The sequence below is a fragment of the Maribacter sp. UBA3344 genome (assembly GCF_002362375.1).
Lineage (GTDB): Bacteria > Bacteroidota > Bacteroidia > Flavobacteriales > Flavobacteriaceae > Maribacter > Maribacter dokdonensis.
Genome location: NZ_DERI01000018.1, coordinates 61,229 through 81,178, shown reverse-complemented (window position 1 = coordinate 81,178; position 19,950 = coordinate 61,229). Strand labels below are relative to the sequence as shown.

At 36.9% G+C, this 19,950-nt stretch carries 14 protein-coding genes and 1 riboswitch; of the genes, 4 read left to right on the top strand and 10 right to left on the bottom strand.

The window, feature by feature from the left end; all coding sequences use genetic code 11:
* Nucleotides 1-140: 140 nt before the first annotated feature.
* The 8 genes from B2Z27_RS12840 to B2Z27_RS12805 all read right to left on the bottom strand — a co-directional run bounded on the left by B2Z27_RS12840 (nt 141) and on the right by B2Z27_RS12805 (nt 13,053).
* Nucleotides 141-1,415, bottom strand: a complete 1,275-nt coding sequence (locus B2Z27_RS12840) for an O-acetylhomoserine aminocarboxypropyltransferase/cysteine synthase family protein (RefSeq protein ID WP_286813945.1) — start codon at nt 1,413-1,415, stop codon at nt 141-143.
* A gap of 116 nt (nt 1,416-1,531) precedes the next feature.
* Nucleotides 1,532-1,635, bottom strand: a riboswitch (SAM riboswitch).
* A 591-nt stretch (nt 1,636-2,226) separates the two neighbouring features.
* Nucleotides 2,227-3,849, bottom strand: coding sequence for a sulfatase family protein (locus B2Z27_RS12835; RefSeq protein WP_286813944.1), 1,623 nt, complete (start codon nt 3,847-3,849; stop codon nt 2,227-2,229).
* Nucleotides 3,850-4,096: 247 nt separating this feature from the next.
* The gene (locus tag B2Z27_RS12830) at nt 4,097-4,927 is read right to left on the bottom strand and encodes a hypothetical protein (RefSeq protein ID WP_286813943.1); all 831 of its coding nucleotides are present in this window, start codon (nt 4,925-4,927) and stop codon (nt 4,097-4,099) included.
* Nucleotides 4,928-4,987: 60 nt separating this feature from the next.
* Entirely contained in the window at nt 4,988-6,931 is a 1,944-nt protein-coding gene (locus B2Z27_RS12825; protein WP_286813942.1) for a CocE/NonD family hydrolase, read from the bottom strand.
* A gap of 361 nt (nt 6,932-7,292) precedes the next feature.
* A complete protein-coding gene (locus B2Z27_RS12820) occupies nt 7,293-7,490 on the bottom strand; it encodes a hypothetical protein (protein WP_058105306.1) in 198 nt (65 codons plus the stop codon).
* A 463-nt stretch (nt 7,491-7,953) separates the two neighbouring features.
* Nucleotides 7,954-9,210, bottom strand: coding sequence for a methionine adenosyltransferase (metK, locus tag B2Z27_RS12815; protein ID WP_286813941.1), 1,257 nt, complete (start codon nt 9,208-9,210; stop codon nt 7,954-7,956).
* Nucleotides 9,211-9,473: 263 nt separating this feature from the next.
* Entirely contained in the window at nt 9,474-12,155 is a 2,682-nt protein-coding gene (locus tag B2Z27_RS12810; protein WP_286813940.1) for a TonB-dependent receptor, read from the bottom strand.
* A 40-nt stretch (nt 12,156-12,195) separates the two neighbouring features.
* Complete coding sequence (locus B2Z27_RS12805; RefSeq protein ID WP_286813939.1) at nt 12,196-13,053, bottom strand: GLPGLI family protein; 858 nt, start codon at nt 13,051-13,053, stop codon at nt 12,196-12,198.
* A 193-nt stretch (nt 13,054-13,246) separates the two neighbouring features.
* Between B2Z27_RS12805 and B2Z27_RS12800 the strand changes: the two genes are divergently transcribed.
* The 3 genes from B2Z27_RS12800 to B2Z27_RS12790 are packed head-to-tail and all read left to right on the top strand — an operon-like array spanning nt 13,247 to nt 15,445.
* Nucleotides 13,247-13,861 carry a deoxynucleoside kinase gene (locus tag B2Z27_RS12800; RefSeq protein WP_074669887.1) on the top strand — a complete coding sequence of 205 codons (615 nt, stop codon included), beginning with the start codon at nt 13,247-13,249 and terminating at the stop codon, nt 13,859-13,861.
* Nucleotides 13,862-13,887: 26 nt separating this feature from the next.
* Entirely contained in the window at nt 13,888-14,862 is a 975-nt protein-coding gene (locus B2Z27_RS12795) for an aminodeoxychorismate synthase component I (protein WP_286813938.1), read from the top strand.
* On the top strand, nt 14,846-15,445 hold the full coding sequence (locus B2Z27_RS12790; RefSeq protein ID WP_286813937.1) for an aminotransferase class IV: 600 nt from the start codon (nt 14,846-14,848) through the stop codon (nt 15,443-15,445). Before B2Z27_RS12795 ends, B2Z27_RS12790 begins: the two co-directional genes overlap by 17 nt.
* Nucleotides 15,446-15,448: 3 nt before the next feature.
* Here the strand turns inward: B2Z27_RS12790 and B2Z27_RS12785 are convergent, their stop codons facing one another.
* A complete protein-coding gene (locus B2Z27_RS12785) occupies nt 15,449-16,474 on the bottom strand; it encodes an App1 family protein (RefSeq protein ID WP_339633102.1) in 1,026 nt (341 codons plus the stop codon).
* 212 nt (nt 16,475-16,686) lie between these two features.
* Between B2Z27_RS12785 and B2Z27_RS12780 the strand changes: the two genes are divergently transcribed.
* Nucleotides 16,687-17,391: an energy transducer TonB gene (locus B2Z27_RS12780; protein ID WP_286813936.1), complete on the top strand. Its 705-nt coding sequence runs from the start codon at nt 16,687-16,689 to the stop codon at nt 17,389-17,391.
* Nucleotides 17,392-17,446: 55 nt separating this feature from the next.
* On the opposite strand, the gene B2Z27_RS12775 is transcribed toward B2Z27_RS12780, so the two are convergent.
* Nucleotides 17,447-19,873 (bottom strand): sodium-translocating pyrophosphatase, encoded by a 2,427-nt coding sequence (locus B2Z27_RS12775; RefSeq protein ID WP_286813935.1) that lies wholly within the window; start codon nt 19,871-19,873, stop codon nt 17,447-17,449.
* Nucleotides 19,874-19,950 lie beyond the last annotated feature (77 nt).

Sequence of the window (19,950 nt, the reverse complement as noted above, 5' to 3'; positions counted from 1 at the left end):
CACCACATGTAAAATAATATATTCTTGAACATTCAATGACTTCGGCTAGGCTCAGCCGCCACCAATATTCTTTTTTTCTTAAACCACCGATCACTTCCGCTACGGTCAGTGACCGGTTGTTGACTATATAGCAACCTATATTAAAGGCTGGCAAATGCCTGCTCTAAATCTACTTTTAAATCTTCTATATCTTCAAGACCCACCGACAAACGAATTAAATCTTGCCCCACACCTGCACCTTCTTGCTGCTCTGCGGTTAGTTGCTGGTGGGTAGTACTTGCCGGGTGAATGATCAATGATTTAGTGTCACCAATATTGGCAAGTAATGAAAAAATCTTAGTGGCATCGGTAACCTTTTTAGCCGCTTCAAAACCTCCTTTGATACCAAAGGTAACCAATCCGCTTTGACCTTTTGGCAAGTATTCTTGCGCCAAGTCATAGTATTTATTGCTCTTTAATCCTGGGTAATTTACCCAAGCCACTTCATCCCTTCCTTCTAACCAAGTAGCCAATTCCAATGCATTTGCACTGTGTTGCTTTATACGTACCGGCAAAGTCTCTAAACCTTGTATAATCTGGAAGGCGTTATACGGACTCAATGCCCCACCAAAATCACGTAAACCTTCCAGTATCAATTTAAAGGTAAATGCTGCAGCACCTAATGCCTCGCTATATACCAAACCGTGGTAACCTGCAGATGGTTCCGTAAATTCAGGGAATTTTCCGTTGGTCCAATCAAACGTACCGGCATCTATAATTGCTCCACCTAAGGACGTTCCTTGACCGCCAATATATTTTGTCAATGAATGAATGACCAAATTGGCACCGTGCTCAATAGGGTTTAACAATGAAGGAGTAGCTACTGTATTATCTACTATAAAAGGTACTCCCGCTGCTTTCGATTCTTTAGAAATCGCTTTCAGATCCAACACATCCAATTTCGGATTCCCTAAAGATTCCACAAAGAAAGCCCTTGTATTATCTTGCACCGCTTTTCCAAAATTTTCAGGATCAGATGCATCTACAAAGGTGGTCGTAATACCGAATCTTGGTAGGGTAACATTCAACAAATTAAAAGTACCACCGTATAAACTGCTGGATGCTACAATATGATCTCCCGCTTTTAACAAGGTCAATAAACCTGTAGAAATAGCAGCAGTACCAGATGCAAATACCACAGCACCAACACCACCTTCAACAGCGGCTAATCTATCTTGTAAAATTTGATTGGTAGGATTGTTTAAACGTGTGTAAATAAACCCTAGTTCTTTAAGAGAAAATAAGTTTGCCGCATGATCGGTATCATTAAATACATACGATGAAGTTTGATAAATAGGCACTGCCCTTGTACCTCCATTTGTAGTGGTGTCGTGACCTGCGTGTAATGCGTTTGTTGCTAATTTGTGATTACTCATGATTTTGTTGTTTTTAAAAATTATTTTAATAATTAAAAAGCCCAACTTAAACACATAAAAATGTGAGTAAGTAAAATCAAAAAGTTATAAGAAAGTAATATCGAGAAAATCGATTACTGTTATCCTTCCCCTAAGGGTAGAATGTAGCACCTTCTTTGTATGGAACAAAGGGTTGCTAAGGTTTCAAAGGGTCTAATCCCTCCACCTTTCTTGATAACTATTCAATACGTGTGTGAACTTTGAGCTACAAATATAAAGGCAGAAAAATTTAAAAACCTAGTATTTTATGAAAAATATATAATTCTTGGTCTTGTTGTTAGTTTTCTGAAGGCTTAAAAGCAATGGAACACTTGTTCAATTACAATATTACCGATACTTTTTAGGACTCAGATATTCTACGCCCAAAACACTCGAACTGACAAAGCACTTCATGGAATCAATTGCTTTTCGCCTTAAAACGAATGTCACTCTGAGCGGTTTTTAATACCTTTTTTGGGAGGAAAATTGTATCGAGAAGCACACGTGTCCCAAACCTGTTCTCGATACACTCTTAACCTAAAGAAAAATTAGCTTAAGAGCACTCGAACTGACAAAGTACAGTATGAAATCAACTCCTTTTCGCCTTAAAACGAATGTCACTTCGAGTGGTTTTTACGACCTTTTTTGGGAGGAAAAATTGTAGCGAGAAGCACACGTGTCCCAAACCTGTTCTCGATACACTCTTAACCTAAAGAAAAATTAGTTTAAGAGCACTCGAACTGACATTTTACTATAAACGAAAAACGAACAACGAGAAACGAACCACGAACAACTACTCAATCATCCCTGCGCTCTTATATTTATCTATATACATCTGATCTTGCTCCGGGGAGTCTTTATATTTTTTACGAAGTGCAATTAAATCTTTCTTTAATTTTTTAACGGTATCGGCGTAGGAAGGGTCGTTGTAGATGTTATTCATTTCCTTTGGGTCCTTCAATCTATCATACAACTCCCACTCATCAACATCATAGTAGAAATGCACCAATTTAAATTCTTTATTCACAATACCATAGTGACGCTTTACCATATGAACAGATGGATATTCGTAATATTGATAATACACGGCATCTCTAGTCCATTTTTCTTTTTCGCCTTTCAATAAGGGAATTAAACTTTCGCCTTGCATATCACTAGGCGGCTTGATGCCTACAGCTTCTAACATGGTCTGTGCAAAGTCTAAATTCTGTACCATTTCATTTTCTACAGCTCCCGGTTCAACTACATTGGGCCAACGCACTAATAACGGAGTTTTGAACGATTCGTCATAAATAAATCGCTTATCAAACCAACCATGCTCCCCTAAATAAAATCCTTGATCAGAGGTATAGATCACTATGGTGTTTTCCGCCAATCCGCTTTCATCCAAATAGTCCAATAAGCGACCTACGTTATCATCTACCGAAGAAATGCTACCCAAATAATCTTGCATATAGCGCTGATACTTCCATTTCATTTTCTCGGTATCGTTCATTTTTGGCCAATTGTTATAGAAAAAATCGTTGATGGAATCTAACACCGGATCATACAATGCTTTTTGTTCTGCCGTTGCACGGTTATACGGACCGTAAAAACTATTGGGAAATTCCTCCACTACCGGTAAAACCTTACCCTCCATTTTAGCTAAGGTTTCCGGTCTGATCTTACTATCATGACTATACATCATGTGTGTCAACAAATTCATTTCTGCCGTCTTTGCCGCCGATCCTCTATTGCTGTAATCATCAAATAACGTTTCAGGCTCTGGGAAGGTCTTTTTCGTGAACTCCTTAAACTTATCCGGTCTTGGCCACCACGGTCTGTGCGGTGCCTTGTGCAAATACATCATCATAAAAGGTTCGTCATTGGACGCTTCTTCTTTCAACCAATCTAGTGATACATCTGTTATGATATCGGTAACATAGCCTTGCTTGGTTATGGTATCACCATTGGTGACTATAAAATCTGGATTAATATAGTGCCCTTGACCCGGCAAGATCATAAACTCATCTACCCCTTTTGGATTATTGCCAAAGTGAAGCTTACCGAACATCGCCGTTTTATAACCGTTCTTTTTAAAGATTTGTGGAAAGGTCACCTGTGTAGTATCGAACGGAAAATAATTATCCACTTTCCCATTGATATGTGTATGCTTGCCTGTTAATATGGTTGCACGAGAAGGCGCACAAATAGAGTTGGTAACGCTGGCATTGGTAAAAAGCATGCCCTCTTTTGCCAAGCGATCAATATTGGGTGTTTGCAGCAATTTATCGTCATATGCGCTTATGGCCTGATACGCATGATCATCTGACATGATGAAAATAATATTGGGCTTTTTAGCATTGCTTTTTTGCGCCTTAGTTTTAAATGGCAGCAAGAGAAGCAGGACTGCAACAGTTAGGATTATTTTTTTCATTTTGGTTGTTGTTGGTTGTTGTTGTTGTTGGCTTTTGTTTAATTTTGATTGATATTAAAAATAAGGAATATTAAGCCACAAATCTTAATTTCCAAAATGTACCCATTTAATTGATATTTAATTTCGAAGGACTATGTTAATGTATATTTACTTAAAACACTTGTAAGAATCTGTGGACCATTCTTAATCATTACTACAATAAACTAATAAAATGACCTTAGCAAGTTGTGAATTGAGGCATCGTAATTTATGACAGATTTATAATTATTCCGCTCGTATTATTGTTTTTATATCGCACACCTTTAGAACTTCCAATATACCTATTCGATTCCTTTATCGACTTTACAAAATCCATTTTCGATAAAAAATCCATTCCCTTACCACTATAATACTTTTCGTATGATTTAAACAAATGTGATTGATTTACAGTTAATTTTCTACCTTCAATCTTGTAATACCTTTCATTTAATAAATCCAAACCAATTATGGTTTTTATTATTTCAACAATTCTAGGAATGTGATCTAGAGATTCACTCGAATATGAAATACTTTCTATTCTCTCTTTTATTTTACTATTATCCTTAATCTCTTCAAATTGCAGAAGTTGATTAGAATAATAAATATACTGATATAAAGAAATTTCATTAGTCAATCTTTTCGCACGACGAATTGTTGGATGATAAAATGAATTCGCTACTAATATTATTTTAGGTGGCTTGTTAAGTTGCAAGACTATCTTTTTTTCTTCAATAGATAATTCATCAATACGCGAAATAATTAACTCTAAATTTTCCTCAATAAAATCTGAGTAATCAATTGCTTGAATAACTATGTTCCTAGAGTGTTCTTTTTTAAGCTCGAATATCACAAGATTGTTTTCGACTGGATTGTATGCCAGAATATCTATTCGTCCGCTCATCCCAAACAACCTAACATTTCCTTTAATAGCATATTCCGATTTTATAATTTTAAGTTCAGGAAAAAATAAATTGAAATTTTCGACGATTAAACTTTGTAGTTTTTTCTCCGAAATTTCTGTTTCTTCATTTTTTTCCTTTGTCCTAATATCAAAGATCATAGTTTATTAATAGTTACAATATATTACTTCTATCGCATGATTTACAATCGTTTAGCACTCCTACTCTAACACAGAAAACTCTATACTTGAATCTGTGAATACCGTATGTGTCTGGGTTTTAAAATCCGACTCCTCAGCTTCAAAAATATTATCTACATAGGTTTGCGGATTTAAATCTATTAACGGAAACCAAGTACTCTGTACTTGTACCTGTAATTTGTGACCTTTTTTAATGGTATGGAATACATCTTGCAGCTTAATAGTTACATCTGTTTTTTCATTTGGCACAAACGGTTCTGGGTTAGCAAAACTATTTCTAAAACGACCGCGCAATACTTCGCTACGTACCATTAAATGATAGTTGCTCATTTTTAAGTGGTCTTGCATGCCTTCATAAGCAGGTTCATCTGCTGGGTGTACGTCAATGATTTTTACGATCCAATCTGCAGCGGTACCCGTAGTAGCAACTTTTAGCTTCGCCAAAATATCACCCGCCAAGGTCAAATCTTCTTGCATTACGTCAGTTTCAAACACCAGGACATCACCACGGCGAGCTGCAAAACGCTGATCATCGGTCATATATTTTCTTGGTGTAAATACCGTTTTAATATCTTCTGAATATGGAACCGGCTTTTTAATATCACTGATAAACTTTACTTCTTCCACTTCTTTTGGCTCAAAAGTCAGTTCTTGATCTGGAGATAAATACATATCCTTTTTCACGACACCTGCTGGCGGCCAAGTATCATAGGTTTTCCAATCTTTTCTACCGGTATCAAAAACGTAGGCTTCTGGCAAACCGCTATTCTTATCGCCATCACCTTTTAAGAAATGATCAAAGAATTTGGTTTCTATATGTTCTTGGAAAAATTCAGAAATTCCATCGCCAAAATAATAGTTGCCCACAGTATTCTGACCTTTTCTACGTGCCCATCCGCCGTGATCCCATGGTCCAAAAACCAAGGTATTGTAATTATCGGCATTGTACTTTTCTATATTCTTATAGGTTTCTAACGGTCCGTATAAATCTTCCGCATCAAACTCGCCCGCAACTACCATTGTGGCCACTGTTGGCTTTACATCTTTTAAATGCTGGATCAAGCCCTTGCTCTGCCACATTTCATCATAATTTGGATGCTCTTTAAGTTCGTTCCAAAAATAATCATCGGTTACGCCCTCCTTTGCCATACGTGGGGTATCGGCTGTTTCGTATTCAAAAAATCGATCTAAGTTCTTTAACGGTCCTTCATCTAAAAAGAATTGATACTGATCTTCAGTTGGTAAATCAGGCAGTGTATACCAAGCCGTATCTATAGGTTTATCCCCATCTGGTCTTGGTGTACCAAACAATGAAGTAGCCCTAAAATAACTCAATAAATAGGCGCCATTATGGTGGAAATCATCAAAAAAGAAATCGGCAATACTCGCCTGTGGAGATGCTGCCTTTAATGCCGGATGCGCATCTACCACGGCATAGGTAGAATAAAAGCCAGGATACGAAATTCCCCAAATACCTACATTACCGTTATTATTCTCTACATTATTGACCAACCACTCAATAGTATCATAGGTATCTGAACTTTCATCGATATCCTGCTCTGTTTTTTTGTTGGGATTATAGGCGCGCATATTTTCATAATGCCCTTCACTTAACCAACGGCCGCGCACATCTTGATAGACCACTATATAGCCATCTTGCATCATATGAATGTTGGGCGCGATCTTTGATTTAAAATTACCCGCTCCGTAAGGCTGAGAACTATACGGGGTTCTTTGCATTATAATTGGGTACTCTTTTGAAGTGTCTTTTGGCGAATAAATAGTGGTATGTAACGTAACACCGTCACGCATGGCAATATCCACTTCCTTTTTTGTGTAGTTATCCTCTACGTAGGTATCAGAAACCTCGGCATTGGCTACTTTTTGTGTTGTTTTTCTACAGGAAATAAGTACTATAGCTAGTAAAATGAACGTAAAAAACTGTTTGATGGTAAACTTTGACATGTCTTAAAGGTTTGAAATCTTAAAACTAAGAAAGTTTACTACTGTACGGAATAAAATTGAACCGAAAATTGCTAATTTAACTTTAGCTGCCTGTCAATCATTTTTAAATGAGAACAAGGCAAGAAGAATTGGACCGCAATATAACATTTACAGGGAACGAAATATTAAAATAAAGTTTTGATAGGTGGATAGGCACTGTACTTCTCACACAGGAAATTGAGAAAAGCAAACGCATTTAAATCATAAACAACTTTCTCATTAGCATAACAATGCCGGTGAAAAAATCGCTTTTATATTCTTCAATGGTGGTCTCTTTTAGTAGTTGGTCTTTCATTAAAATAGTGTTTAGTTGGATCTAAATTTAATTAGAAAAAGGAATTAATACAACTGTTTCTAAATTTTCTATAGATTTTTCAATTTTAAATTCCGGATTCATTTCTACGGAACGATATTCGTATTTTGAGGTATCTAAAACTACATATTCAGAAATAAGGTCTGTATCTTTTGCACACGATTGCAGCCATATACCAATGAAAAGCGTTAATAGAAATCTGGGCATTTTAAGCATGGCATTCGTAGGTTAAGTTCATATTTTTATAGGTTTTTAAAAGACAAAGACTCTTTTTAACAATGCGGAATACAAGCAGACATTTGGGACTTCAACCGGTATTCACATGGATAATTTTTTTTACAGTACTAACATATTCTTTATCTTTTAACTTGGCAAAATTTGGGGATTCACCAATAATTACAATTCAAATATATGTAATACTTTTCCTACAAAATAGATTTTGTGGTAAAACCATATAATCTTGTTGTGAAGAGGTGTTAATTGGCTTGTATGAATTATTGAACACCAAAAACAACTATAAAAACAATCCTTAATAGCAGCCCAAATACTCGTGATGTTTTTACAATCGTTCCATAAATCAATGCACAAAAAAATGCCCCGTAAAATACGAGGCATTTTTTATTCATTAGATGTGTAAGCATTAACCGTGCAAAACGGTTTCACTTTACTCTTATATGCTAAACGCAGATTTTATCTCTGCTACTTTGTCTAGTTTTTCCCAAGTGAACAATTCCACTTCTTTTTCAATACGACCATTATATGGCGATTCAAAAACCTTGGTAATAGTTCTTGGTTGTTTACCCATATGACCGTAAGCGGCCGTTTCCAAATAAATAGGATTTCTCAACTTCAATCTTTCTTCAATGGCAAAAGGTCTCATATCAAACAACTCAGCCACCTTTCTTGCAATAGCACCATCACTTAACCCAACTTTAGAAGTACCGTAGGTATCTACATAAATAGATGTAGGTTCAACAACGCCGATCGCATAGCTCACTTGTACCAAAATTTCATCCGCAACACCTGCAGCTACCAAATTTTTTGCCGCATGACGTGCCGCATATGCCGCACTACGGTCTACTTTACTTGGATCTTTACCGCTAAAAGCACCACCACCATGGGCTCCTTTACCTCCGTAGGTATCAACAATAATTTTACGGCCCGTTAATCCGGTATCACCATGTGGTCCACCAATTACGAATTTACCTGTTGGGTTAATATGATATTTGATCTGATCATCGAACAATTTTTGGGTCTCTACCGGCAATTGTGCCTTCACCCTTGGAATAAGAATTGATATAATATCAGACTTTATTTTCGCTAACATTTTTTCATCATCGGCATCAAAAGCATCATGCTGTGTGGAAACTACAATAGTATCTATACGCTGTGGCTCATTGGCATCTGAATATTCTAAAGTAACCTGCGCTTTAGCATCTGGCCTTAAATAAGAAATCTCTTTACCCTCTCTACGCAGTTCTGCCAGTGTATGCAAAATCTTGTGTGAAATATCTAACGACAAAGGCATGTAATTTTCGGTCTCACTGGTTGCATAGCCAAACATCATACCTTGATCACCAGCCCCTTGCTCTTCCTTTGCTCCACGGTCTACACCTTGGTTAATGTCTTGAGACTGCTCATGGATCAATGAAATAACTCCACAAGAGTCTCCGCTAAACTGGTATTCACCCTTGGTATATCCTATTTTATTGATGACTTCACGAGCAATGTTCTGTACATCTAAATAGGTATCACTTTTTACCTCTCCCGCTAAAACTACCTGGCCGGTAGTTACCAAGGTCTCACAAGCAACTTTACTTTCTGGGTCAAAAGCAAGAAAATGATCTAATAAGGCGTCACTGATCTGATCCGCAACTTTATCCGGATGGCCTTCACTAACAGATTCTGATGTAAATAAATATGGCATAACAAACTTTTTATTCTATGGAGGGATTTGTATGAATGCCGAAAAGAAGTATGATGCGATAGGTATCTACATCAACTGCTTTAGCATTTTTTTCGCTTTATACCCTAAGGCTAAAACAGAGGTTGCAATCAGTCAAATCCCTCCTCTTTTTTTTTAATTCAGATGCAAAAATAGAAAAAATGTTCTGTTCCTTATCTTAATATGATGTTATTTATTGACCCAATTAAAATTAAGGCTCTTTATCCTGCTAGAATCATCAAATGTTATATATCATATTTTACAGAAAATAGTACATACCTAGGTTGTACAAAATACGCCTGTGTACTAAAGTAGAGTTCATTGGTACTATCCCTATTCAATGTAGTGGTATTCAATAAATTGGTTCCCTTAATGCCATATTCCCAACGGCTATCTTTCTTTTGATAGGTTAAATTAGACTCTAAAAAACTATAGGTATTGGTTATGGTATCTTCCTTATCCGTATAATTATAATAATCATAGTCTACGGTAAAAATAAAGTTCTTTAAAAAACTGGCATCAAAACGGGCATAGGGCCTACTGGTGTAAAAGGTAGTTTCCAAATCACCATTTTCATAATTGTTTACGGTGTACCTATACCCCAACTCCAAGTTAGGCGCATTTTTAAAATTCGTAGAAAGCGCGCCCGTATAATTCTGTGTCAAAGAATTTGAGGTTCGCTGCTCATCATCAACAAGGTTATTGGTGGTAGACCAACCTAAATTACCTTGCACCGATGCTTTTATCTTACCAAAAGTACGCTCATATTTTCCATTTGCCGTAAAAGATTCATCATCGAAATTAGAGTTAATGGTACTACTTACCCTGTTGATACCAACTATGTTCACCCCGCTTTTTAAGGCGTCTATTCGCTTAGTGTATGCCACATTGGCAAAAATATTGGTGAAGTTGAACATGTTGAAACTGAAAAAGTTCAACGACACATTATGGTTCAACGCACTTTCCAGATCGCGGTTACCACTGTACAGGGAATTATAGTTGTTCAACACATAACCCTGAGCAAAATTGCTTACATCTGTAAATGAACGGGTTACTTGATAATTAAATCGTAAGTTTTCTGACTTTTTAAGCTGGGCGTTTATATATACATCTGGCAACAATGACGTTAAATTATCCTTGACCACACTACCCAATTGCTCATTTTTTACATTAAACTGATGTAAGGTTACACCTGGGTTAAACGTGAAAATCCCAGAAATAACTTTATAGTGCAAGCCGGCATAAACATCTGAAACATGAAAGGCAACGTCATTACCAAAATCATCGCCATTCATATTTAAAACATCTTTATTATCTAAAATCTGAAATATGTTCGAATTAAAGTTTTGATTGCTCTGTGTGGTACCCAAAGTTAAATTAATATTGCTTTTGCTACCCAGAACCCTGTAATAATCCACTTTTGCGTCTACCTTATTGGTGACTACTTGTTTTGCCTGATTAATGTTATACAACTCTTGGTTCTCATCTACCGGAAAAATATCTACAAAGGCAAACTCGTTTCTAATTGCTTCATAAAATGGATCTTCATCTTGATACAAATATTGCGCCTCTACGGCAAAAATATTCTTATCGCTCAAAGTATAGTAAATGTTCAGATTTTGATTTACCGATAACGGTTTTTGTTTCTTCACCTCTGCGATCTCATCAGTTATAGATGAAATGGACAGTACGTTTACTTCTTCAGTATCATCAGATTGTTTTAACAATGCGTCATAATCTAACTGAAAACTATCATTTGGCTGATATTTGGCACTCAATTTAGCCAGACCCAAATGTATTGTTTGATCTGTATTTGAGGTAGTACTTTCCACATCATTACTGGCTATGTAAGATGTTACTCCTTCTGATTTTAAAATGGTACCGGTGTACGAATAAATACCGAATCCACTTAAATCTAAACCCTCCATGGGTGCATAGCTAAAATTTGCGGCGGCAAATTTTGTATCAATATCATTTGCCCTGTTATTCTGGGTAGACGAAAGCCCTAAGCCATCTGCCCCCGTAGAAATAGAACTACCTCCTCTTGAATTTAGATTCCTGAATCCTCCGGTAAAATTCCTATAATCATTACGGGTAAAAGGTACTTCACCTATATTGTTAAGATCAGTGATAATATTGATACTGTATTTAGGACTGTAATAAAACAATTTCGGATGGGCCAAATACCTATCATCTGGACCATAACCGGCAGTTAACTCCCCAAACCAAAAATTCTTCTTCCCTTCTTTTAGTTTAATATTCAAGGCCACATTATCATCGTCATTGGTGAGTCCCTTCATTTGTGAAACCTCATTAAAATTACGCAACACCTCTACCTTACTCAAAGCATTGGCTGGAATATTTTCTACCGCCAGTTTACTATCGCCATCAAAAAAGTCTTTGCCCTCTACCATGACCTTGCTCACGGTCTTACCTTCTACCTCAATTTGGCCGTCATCGTTAATTTCAATACCGGGAAGGTTCTCAAGTACATCTTTTAATTTTTTTTCGGTACCGGATACAAAGGAATCCGTATCATACACAATAGTATCCCCTTTTACCGAAACCGGCATTTCATAAGTAACATCTACCTCATCTAATTGTGCCGCCTGCTCTTGCAAAACAATATCCTTAACCGCATCATGCTCCCCAGCGGTAAAAGTAAACGACTCCGGTTTAAAACCAAGATAACTCACTTTAACCGTGTATTGCTCACCAGTTTTCAACTTCAATTTAAATAGCCCTGCATGGTTGGTTATACCGTAAGACTCCAAACCTTGTGTAGCCGTATTGATCGCAATGACGTTGGCCATATCTACACCAACCCCTAAACTGTCCTTAACCGTACCGGACAATGAAATTTCTTGGGCCAAGGCAACAGCAGACGTCACCACTAGCAATAGTGTTAAAAGCACTTTGTTTCTCATGTAATAGGTATAAATTGAAATGAATTAAAAAGCACTTTTATTAGTTTGGCCTACCGCCACCCCGACCACCTCTATTCCTGAAATTCTCTCGCATTTCTTTCATCTTTTCTTGAGAAATCTCATCATACTCTGCCTGGCTGACCTTTTTACCTTTGCTAGGTGCTTTTATTTCCATTTTCTCCGAAGGATTCATTGTAATCTCCGAACACACAATTGTGGTAATATCATCGTTCACCGCCAATATTAACCCCGGCAAACCCCAATACAGACCAGGACCTTGATTTATAGGGATTTCAGGAGTATACCAAGCAACGATCTCTACTTCTTTAATGGTAAATTCAGCTTCTTTCTCCTTCTCTTCATTATCTTGCCCGCCTCTGCCCGGTCTTCTAAAAATGGCACTCATATTAGGTCGCTTTATAGTCTTTGTTGCCGTTGCCTTGAACGCCGTGTAATTTCCTATTTTTCTAGACTCGGTACCCATTTTCCACTCCAAGGTCTCCAACTCATCATCGATTAAGAAAATCTTTCCCAAAAGCTCGTTCTTTATCAAATACCTTTGCTCTTTTATATTTTTATATAAATCGCCATCTGTACCGGCCATAGCTCCAAACCGTGGCCCACGACCACCACCTCTTTCTCCAGGTTGCTCTAATTTCTCCTCTTCTTTATAAATAGATGCTGTTTTATCAAAGCTGAGTATAAAGGTTTTCTCGTTTGCCTTTTTAATACGCTCCATCATCTCCTTTTTTCGGTCCTCTGGTATATTTCGGTTTCCAAAATCAAAATTTACCTGAGTTTTACTCTGGTATACCGCTTTTCCTTGAAAATCTTGTGCATGCAAGTTCATGCCCATGCAAAGGATTACAAAACTTAAAAACCACTTATATATCTTCATGTGTACGTATTAGAATGCTTGTATGACACCAATTTTGGCTTTTGGTTTAATTGAAGTATGTTAATAATTACGTTGCTTTCATTTTTTTTATGCCATACAACAAATATGTTTTTACTTCCTGTTGTTATCTTGTATCTTGTACCATCGAATTCTTCTTGGGAACAAGAACACAACCATTAATCAATTTAATTCTATGCACATAGCAGTTGCCGGAAATATCGGTGCAGGAAAAACGACCCTAACCAGATTACTTGCAAAACATTATAATTGGGAAGCTCATTTTGAAGATGTAGTGGAGAACCCTTATTTAGATGATTTTTACAATCAGATGGAACGTTGGAGCTTTAACCTCCAGATTTACTTTTTAAATAGTAGATACCGCCAAATTTTACAGATCAAGGAAAGCGGTAAAGAAATTATACAGGATAGGACCATTTACGAGGATGCACATATTTTTGCGCCCAACTTACACGCTATGGGCCTTATGACCAATAGGGATTTTCAAAATTACACTAGTTTATTTGATCTAATGGAAAGCCTGGTAGATCCACCAGACCTTCTAATTTACCTACGCAGCTCTATACCTAATTTGGTGAAACAAATTCATAAGAGAGGCAGGGAATATGAAAACACCATTTCCATTGACTATTTGAGCAGGTTGAACGAACGTTACGAAGCTTGGATACATGGCTATAACAAAGGCAATTTATTGATCATTGATGTAGATGATTTGGATTTTGTGGACAACCCAGAAGATTTAGGAAGTATTCTCAATAAAATTGACGCTCAAATCAACGGTCTATTTTAGGTTCATTTTTGCAAAGCCCGAAACCATTGGAAAATTTTGAACATAAAGTTACCCGCTTTCTTCAAGATGGAGTTCCCTTTTTATTTATCATAGATTTTGACAAAACAACGAAACAGGTTTTTACGTTTGAAGAAGCTGCTAACGAAAATATCTTTTTCAATATAAAAGGAAACGGTAATGATGGAAATCTAGCATCTTCATCTTTAGAAAAATTAAATTTTGACCTGAAACCAACATTGGTTTCAGAAGAAATTTACAATGAGGCTTTTTCAACAGTAAAACATGAGTTAAAAACAGGTAATAGCTTTTTATTAAACCTTACCTTTCCAACGGCGCTTGACACCCCGTTAGAATTAAAGGAGATTTACCAAAAAGCGCATGCGCCATATAAGCTTTTATATAAAGATAAATTTGTTGTTTTTTCACCTGAGTGTTATCTTAAAATAAAGGAGGACAACATATTCTCTTATCCAATGAAAGGTACGATCAACAGCAATGTTCCCAATGCCAAAGAGTTGTTGTTATCCAATAAAAAAGAGCTTTACGAGCATAACACCATTGTTGATCTAATTAGAAACGATCTTTCTATGATCGCAAAAAAGGTTAGGGTAAATAAATTTAGGTATGTAGATAAAATTAAAAAAGGAAATCAAGAATTACTACAGACCAGCACGGAAATACAGGGGGAGCTTCCTGAACACTGGAAAGACGAATTTGCCACATTACTATTAAAAACATTACCCGCAGGATCAATTAGTGGGGCTCCTAAAAAGAAAACTTTGGAAATTATCTCAAAGGCAGAAATAACACCACGTGGATTTTACACGGGAATTTTTGGGGTTTTCGACGGACAACAAATCGATAGTGCGGTCAGCATTCGATTTATTGAAAAAATTAACGATACGCTTTTCTACAAAAGTGGTGGCGGTATAACCCACCTCAGCGAAATGGAAGAAGAATATCACGAACTTTTAGAAAAAATATATGTACCCATTATTTGAATCTGTTTGTATAGAAAATAGTGAAATAAAAAACGAACAATACCACGAAGCTAGATTTAGAGCTTCTTATATGCAACAATATAAAACCCACCCTACCTATTCTTTATTTGATGGTATTCACCTCACCAACTTAGACAATACATTAAAATACAAGTTACGTATTGGCTACAAACAGCACGGTACCCGTTTTTCTATTTCCGAATATAAAAATAGCATAGCCACCTCTCTTCAATTGGTTGATGATGATACTATTTCATACACCGTTAAAAGAAACAATCGTAAAAAATTGAACAACCTTTTTAAGCTACGTGACCAATGTGATGATGTTTTGATCGTTAAGAACGGATTTATTACCGATGCCTCTTACGCCAACATTCTACTGACCGATGGCGAACATATTGTAACCCCTTCTACCCCTTTACTTGAAGGCACTTGTAGAGCTAAGTTATTAGATGAAAATAAAATAACGGAAAAAAGAATTACAACGGCTGATTTACAACATTTTAAAAGCTTTCAATTGATCAATGCTCTAAATGATTTTGATGACACCAGATGGATCCCTATCAAAAATATAAAGAATTAAACCCTATATAAATCCGTTTTTCTTGGCGTGCTGTATAGCTTCCTCGGTTTTATTGACCATTAAAAATGGAATATCCTTAAAATCCGCAAAGAGATTTTCTATTCGTGCCATACGTTTGGAATGATTTACGCTACGCAAATAAATAGCTTTTATCCTGCCCGGAAATAGAGTTGATATCTCTTGATAGATATCACCATCTTTTTCACCACTATCACCAATTAAAATAAATGGCAAATTGGGATAAGACATGAGCAAATTGCTGATTTCCTTTTGTTTTTGCGGTTTTTCATCACTCTTCTTTCGCATTTTAAAACTTGCCATACTTCGTAAAAGAACCGGACCTTTAGGGAAATTGTTAGTCTTTAAAAAGAGTTCCAAATACCTGTATAAGTTCCATGGGCTATGGCTTACGTAAAAAATAGGGTTGGCTTCATCGCCAGATTTGCCTAAATGCAATTTTGTATAAAAATCCGAAGCTCCTTCCAATTGAGAACGTTTTGTAGCCCTTTTGAACATGGTATTTATAATAACCTTCCATTTTAAAGAAGATACTACACCTGTATGTAAAATGGTATCATCTATATCACTGATTACCCCAAATTTTGCATTAGCACTGGGTATTAGCATTTCTCCAGGAAACCTATTCTGTAAAAGAATCTCCCTTTTTAATTTGGTATTACTAAATGACAACTCAAATTTGACCCAACCTTCTTCATTTGCCAAATTTTGCAGTCCTTCAATATTCTCATCAATTAAATAATACCCATCATTATCAGTAATACCTTGCACAGTGTTGCCATTTGAAAAAGTAATCTTTATTGGTGCATTTTTAATTTCATCGGTCTCAAAACGTTTCCAGGTATTCTTCATTAAATTGAAAATCCCTTTTTGATCCAAATCGATATTTTCATCTTCAATTGCCCTACCCCTAACGTACAAACGAGTAGCACTCCCATAAGACTGAAAGTTGATGATCTGAAGTTTATCTTTCTTAAAAATACCCATGGCGTTAAAATTACGGTCTTTCAACAACCTTTAAAATATTTATTTGAAGAATTATCAATTTACCAGCCAATCAAAGTCATTAAACTTTTGAAAATATTTTTTTTAGACCGTTCACTCATTCAAAACAAGGGTTAGCTCATTGCTCATTTTAGCGGCAACACCTATGCTATACTTTTAAACAAGTAAAAGGAAAAATAACCTGTCTTGTTCACACAAGTCAAAAAAAATGTAAGATTATGAGATCAAAAAAGAATCCACAAAAAGATCTAAACAAAAAAAGCGGAACATTCTTCGTGATTGGACTATTGTTAGTACTAGCCATGGTATACACCGCCTTGGAATGGAAATCCTTTGACCCCATCAATCAAATAGATGTAGCACTGAACAAGGTTGATGATTCCATTATTGAAGAAGCGACTATTATTGAGTTAAAGGCAACCCCACCACCAAAACCAAAGGTCTTACCTATTGAAATAGAGATCATAGAAGATGATGAACCCATAATCGAAACTGAGGTTATTGCAAGTGAAGTTGACACCGACACGGAAATTGTAGACCCCTCTGATTTTGAAGTTATTGAAGAACCAGAAGAAGTAAAAGTAATTTGGACAACTATTGAAGAGGTTCCTATATTTCCTGGTTGTGAAAGTGCAGAAGACAAACGCGCCTGCTTCAATGAAATGATGCAAAAACACATTCGTAAAAACTTCCGCTACCCAGAGCTAGCTCAAGAAATGGGAATTCAAGGTAGAGTAAATACTCAGTTCATGATTAACAACGATGGTACCATCGGCGCTATTCAAAAAAGAGGTCCGCACGATGTTCTGGAGAAAGAAGCCGTAAGAATTTTATCTAAACTACCTAAAATGACACCAGGTAAACAAAGAGGCTCTGCCGTAAAGGTTTCATTTGCCATACCAATTACATTTAAACTAGAATAGTTTAAAAACAAAAAACCATCAGCTAGGCTGATGGTTTTTTATATAAAGCGGGAAATTATTGTTTATTGATCTCCACTTTTTCAATAGTTACTTCGGTTGCCGTACCCTTCTTTTCAATGGTAGCCTTTTCAAATGCCTTCAGCTTTTCTTCGACTTCGCTCTGAGTTCCGTTGTAAACAACTTCTTCCATAACCAATTTCCCATCAACAGTTGTAGCATAAGTCACAATGGCCTCTGCCAATTGTTCACTTTCAACATTCATTTCTATTGTCACTTCTTTTGTATTGTTCACCATAGCAACTCCATCTTCTGTATGTCCGCCTAAGATTGGTGCAATGACCAAGCCGATCAAACAGGTTAATTTAATCAAGATATTCATTGACGGTCCAGAAGTATCTTTAAATGGATCACCGACAGTATCACCAGTTACAGCTGCCTTATGAGCTTCTGAACCTTTATAGGTCATTTCCCCATTAATTTCTACACCGGCTTCAAAAGATTTCTTTGCATTGTCCCATGCACCACCAGCATTGTTCTGAAAAATTGCCCATAACACTCCGGAAACTGTTACACCGGCCATGTAGCCTCCCAACATTTCCGCAATGGCCAATTTGTTCATTCCGAACAATAATGGAGCAAAAGCAATAACCAATGGAAAACCTATTGTCAACAGACCCGGCAACATCATTTCTTTTAAAGAAGCCTGAGTAGAAATTGCCACACATTTATCATATTCCGGCTTACCCGTACCTTCCATAATACCAGGTATATCCTTAAACTGCCTTCTAACCTCATGTACCATTTCCATAGCGGCCTTACCCACGGCATTCATCGCCAAAGCAGAGAATACTACCGGTACCATACCACCAACGAACAACATTGCCAAAACCGGAGCTTTGAAAATGTTGATGCCATCAATTCCTGTAAACGTAACGTAAGCAGCAAATAATGCCAAAGAAGTTAACGCTGCGGATGCAATGGCAAAACCTTTACCGGTTGCGGCAGTCGTATTTCCTACAGAATCTAAAATATCGGTTCTTTCCCTCACAATTGGTTCTTGCTCACTCATCTCGGCAATACCCCCCGCATTATCAGATATTGGTCCAAAAGCGTCAATAGCCAACTGCATGGCAGTTGTCGCCATCATTGCAGATGCCGCCAAGGCAACACCGTAAAACCCCGCAAAGGCATATGATGCCCATATTGCACCAGCAAACAAAAGAACAGATGGAAAAGTAGAGATCATACCCGTTGCCAAACCTGCAATAATGTTTGTACCGGCACCTGTACTTGACTGTTGAACTATTTTTAAAATTGGGGATTTACCCAACCCCGTATAATATTCGGTCACCGAAGAAATTACGGCACCTACCACCAACCCTACCAAGGTGGCATAGAATACGCGCATAGATGAAATCTCAATTAACCCCTCACCAAAAAATTCCATTTTCATGGTTTCGGGCAACATCCATGTTACTAAGGCAAAACAAGAAATGGCAACTAAAACAATAGATGTCCAATTACCAATGTTCAAAGCACCCATTACCTGAGCTTCTTTCGCCTCATTATCTTTTATTTTAACGAGCATAGTACCAATTATGGATATGATAATTCCAGCACCCGCAATTGCCATTGGCAACAGAATTGGTCCAATTCCGCCAAAAGCATCAGAAATGCTACCGCCCATATCTTTAATTACATAATTACCCAAAACCATTGCAGCCAGCACCGTTGCCACGTAAGACCCGAACAGATCAGCTCCCATACCAGCAACATCACCAACGTTATCACCCACGTTATCAGCAATAGTGGCCGGGTTCCTAGGGTCATCTTCAGGAATACCCGCTTCTACCTTACCTACCAAATCTGCACCAACATCAGCAGCTTTCGTATAAATACCACCGCCTACACGAGCAAACAATGCAATTGATTCTGCTCCTAAGGAAAAACCTGCAAGAGTTTCCAGCACTATGGTCATATCCATAGTAGATGTCCAAACGCCCCCCATAAAAAACTGAAAAAAGGCAATAAAGAATATGGTAAGTCCCAATACGGCCAAGCCGGCTACACCAAGTCCCATAACCGTACCACCGCCAAAAGAAATTTTTAATGCATTTGGCAAACTAGTACGTGCTGCCTGTGTAGTACGCACATTGGTCTTAGTTGCTATTTTCATTCCAATATTACCTGCATATGCAGAAAATATAGCTCCAAATACAAAGGAGATTACAATTAGCCAATGTGTTGTTGGGACAACAAAAGAAACAATTGCAAGTAAAACACTCACTATAACCACAAAAATTGATAAAAGTTTATATTCTGCACTTAAGAAAGCCAAAGCCCCTTCATAGATATAATCTGATATTTCTTTCATTTTTCCATCTCCGGCATGTTGTTTTAATACCCAAGATCTTTTAATACCCATGTAAATTAGGCCTAGTACTGCCATAAGAATTGGCATGTAAATCATTGTTGACTCCATTTAATCTGTTGTTAGTTGTTAGAAATTTATCTGACTAATGTAGTAAATTAGAATAGAATAAAAAAAGCCACTTTTCT

What these genes read in the sequence shown, in the direction of transcription:
- B2Z27_RS12840 (WP_286813945.1), bottom strand. Translation starts at nt 1,415, where the DNA reads ATGAGTAATCACAAATTAGCAACAAACGCATTACACGCAGGTCACGAC.
- B2Z27_RS12835 (WP_286813944.1), bottom strand. Translation starts at nt 3,849, where the DNA reads ATGAAAAAAATAATCCTAACTGTTGCAGTCCTGCTTCTCTTGCTGCCA.
- B2Z27_RS12830 (WP_286813943.1), bottom strand. Translation starts at nt 4,927, where the DNA reads ATGATCTTTGATATTAGGACAAAGGAAAAAAATGAAGAAACAGAAATT.
- B2Z27_RS12825 (WP_286813942.1), bottom strand. Translation starts at nt 6,931, where the DNA reads ATGTCAAAGTTTACCATCAAACAGTTTTTTACGTTCATTTTACTAGCT.
- B2Z27_RS12820 (WP_058105306.1), bottom strand. Translation starts at nt 7,490, where the DNA reads ATGCCCAGATTTCTATTAACGCTTTTCATTGGTATATGGCTGCAATCG.
- metK (WP_286813941.1), bottom strand. Translation starts at nt 9,210, where the DNA reads ATGCCATATTTATTTACATCAGAATCTGTTAGTGAAGGCCATCCGGAT.
- B2Z27_RS12810 (WP_286813940.1), bottom strand. Translation starts at nt 12,155, where the DNA reads ATGAGAAACAAAGTGCTTTTAACACTATTGCTAGTGGTGACGTCTGCT.
- B2Z27_RS12805 (WP_286813939.1), bottom strand. Translation starts at nt 13,053, where the DNA reads ATGAAGATATATAAGTGGTTTTTAAGTTTTGTAATCCTTTGCATGGGC.
- B2Z27_RS12800 (WP_074669887.1), top strand. Translation starts at nt 13,247, where the DNA reads ATGCACATAGCAGTTGCCGGAAATATCGGTGCAGGAAAAACGACCCTA.
- B2Z27_RS12790 (WP_286813937.1), top strand. Translation starts at nt 14,846, where the DNA reads ATGTACCCATTATTTGAATCTGTTTGTATAGAAAATAGTGAAATAAAA.
- B2Z27_RS12780 (WP_286813936.1), top strand. Translation starts at nt 16,687, where the DNA reads ATGAGATCAAAAAAGAATCCACAAAAAGATCTAAACAAAAAAAGCGGA.
- B2Z27_RS12775 (WP_286813935.1), bottom strand. Translation starts at nt 19,873, where the DNA reads ATGGAGTCAACAATGATTTACATGCCAATTCTTATGGCAGTACTAGGC.